Annotated in this window: 3 protein-coding genes and 1 pseudogene; 2 read left to right on the top strand and 2 right to left on the bottom strand. The window is 71.1% G+C overall.

Annotated features, from left to right (window positions below; genetic code table 11):
* A pseudogene (locus tag V7E09_RS15540) lies at positions 1-240 on the top strand (hypothetical protein); the annotation flags it as partial.
* On the opposite strand, the gene V7E09_RS15535 reads toward V7E09_RS15540, so the two are convergent.
* Complete coding sequence (locus tag V7E09_RS15535; RefSeq protein WP_324523731.1) at positions 206-835, bottom strand: LysE family translocator; 630 nt, start codon at positions 833-835, stop codon at positions 206-208. The pseudogene V7E09_RS15540 and the gene V7E09_RS15535 sit on opposite strands and share 35 nt — an antisense overlap.
* A gap of 122 nt (positions 836-957) precedes the next feature.
* On the opposite strand from V7E09_RS15535, the gene V7E09_RS15530 reads away from it, so the two are divergent.
* Positions 958-1407: an Lrp/AsnC family transcriptional regulator gene (locus V7E09_RS15530; protein ID WP_324523730.1), complete on the top strand. Its 450-nt coding sequence runs from the start codon at positions 958-960 to the stop codon at positions 1405-1407.
* 10 nt (positions 1408-1417) lie between these two features.
* On the opposite strand, the gene V7E09_RS15525 is transcribed toward V7E09_RS15530, so the two are convergent.
* On the bottom strand, positions 1418-1794 hold a 377-nt coding region (locus tag V7E09_RS15525), incomplete at its 5' end, for a hypothetical protein (protein WP_324523729.1).

Below are 1794 nucleotides of genomic sequence, written 5' to 3'. Positions count from 1 at the left end.
GAGACCCTGGACGAGGTCTACGACGCCGCCGCCGCCGAGCAGGCGATCGGCCGGCGGCGGCACACCGCTGGGATGCTGCGCACCCTGGGCGTCGACGTGCGGGCCGACGTGGCGGCGTCCGCGCAGGTCGCGCCGACGGCGGAGGCCGAGGGGGAGCGCACCTGCCGCCCGGCCCCGGCGTCACGCTCTGCGGCCCGGGTGCGGCTCAGCCGACGTGCGCGACCACCTGCTCGACGATGAGCGTCAGGCCCAGACCGATCATCACCACCCCCGAGGCCACCGCGACAGCCCGCGCGGCCCGCGGGCGAGTCGTCAAGGCAGCCGCGGCACCCACCCCCACGGCGACGTAGACGACGGCGCAGTTGGCCAGGTGAATCAGGCCGAGGGTCGCCATCTGCTGTCCGAGGCTCCACGGCGCGGTCGGGGACGCGAACTGCGGCAGCAAAGCGAGCAGCAGCAGGAACACCTTGGGGTTCAGCAGGCTCACGCCCACCCCGGTCGCGAACCCGCGTCCCGGCCCGAAGGACGGCGGCTGCGGGGTGCGTGGGGGCTCGGCCGGACGCCGGAGCGCCGCGATCCCGAGCCACACCAGGTAGCAGGATCCGGCCAGGGTCAGCAGCGTCATGGCGAGGGGCGAGGACGTGATCACGGTCGCGACGCCGACCACCACGCTCGCGATGGCCAGCAGGTGCCCGGTGAGCAGGCCCGCGACGGCGGGCGCCACCCCGCGGCGATCCCGCCCGCCCGTGGTGATCACGTACGCCCAATCCGCTCCCGGCGTCAGGGCGAACACCAACGAGACACCCCAGAACGCGGTGACCGCCGTGGCTTCCATGTCCGGTGTGCCTCCCTCCGACACCGCAGGCGAGTGATGCGGGGGAGAGATTATGCGCAATCACGCGCAATGTGCTTCGCGAAACGTTGTGAATGGGGGCAGTTCTTGGAAGGATCGTGCGTATGGACGCGATTGATCGGGAGATTCTCTCGGCCCTGCAGGAGGATGGGCGAGCCACGATGACGGAGGTGGCCCAGCGGGTCGGGCTGAGCCTGTCGGCTTGCCACCGCCGCTTCCGCGATCTCCTTGCCAGCGGCGTGATCCGGGGCTTCCGGGCCGAACTCGATCTGGACCTGCTGGGCCTGCCCTTCGAGGCGCTGGTGTTCGTCACGATGCGGGTCGCCGACCACGCCTCCTGGTCGGCGTTCGAGGAGGCCGTCGCCGCGATCCCGAACGTGGTGCAGGCGCAGCGCCTGTTCGGCGAGCCGGACTACCAGCTGTACGTGGCCGCCCGCTCCCAGCAGCACTATCAGGAGCTCTACGACCATGCGCTCACCCAGCTCCCCGGGGTGCAACGGCTGACCTCGACGCTGATCATGAAAACGGTGGTGCCGCACCACGCCCCGATGTGAGGCGCGCGGCTCACCCGGCGGCGAGGGCGGCCAGTTCCGATCGGACGCGGGCGGCGAACGCCTCGGCAGGACGCCAGCCCTGCGGGGTGGCGACGATGTCCCCGGCCTGGACGCGGGCGTCCCACCAGTCGCGCACGAAACCCTCGGCGTACCCGCCGGTGCGGAACCCGTAAGGGTCGACGGTGAAACTCATCCGCATCATCAAGACGTGGCAGGCCCGCTCGTAATCCACCTGGTCGGGAGCCCGATCGAAGTAGTCCTCGAAGCTGGACGCCGTCCGCTCGGCGCTGAACAGCCAAACAAGGCGTCGTACATCAGGTGCGAGTCCGGGTCCGCGTGGAGGGAGAAGAACCCCTTGGCCACGACGATGCGTTCGGCCAGCGCCCG

The organism is Propioniciclava sp. (genome assembly GCF_036744435.1).
Classification (GTDB): Bacteria; Actinomycetota; Actinomycetes; order Propionibacteriales; family Propionibacteriaceae; genus Propioniciclava.
The sequence above is the reverse complement of the archived record's forward strand: the minus strand, read 5'-3'. Positions and strand labels throughout refer to the sequence as shown.

Excerpts from the sequence above, each read along its gene's own strand:
- V7E09_RS15535 (WP_324523731.1), bottom strand. The coding sequence starts at position 835 with ATGGAAGCCACGGCGGTCACCGCGTTCTGGGGTGTCTCGTTGGTGTTC.
- V7E09_RS15530 (WP_324523730.1), top strand. The coding sequence starts at position 958 with ATGGACGCGATTGATCGGGAGATTCTCTCGGCCCTGCAGGAGGATGGG.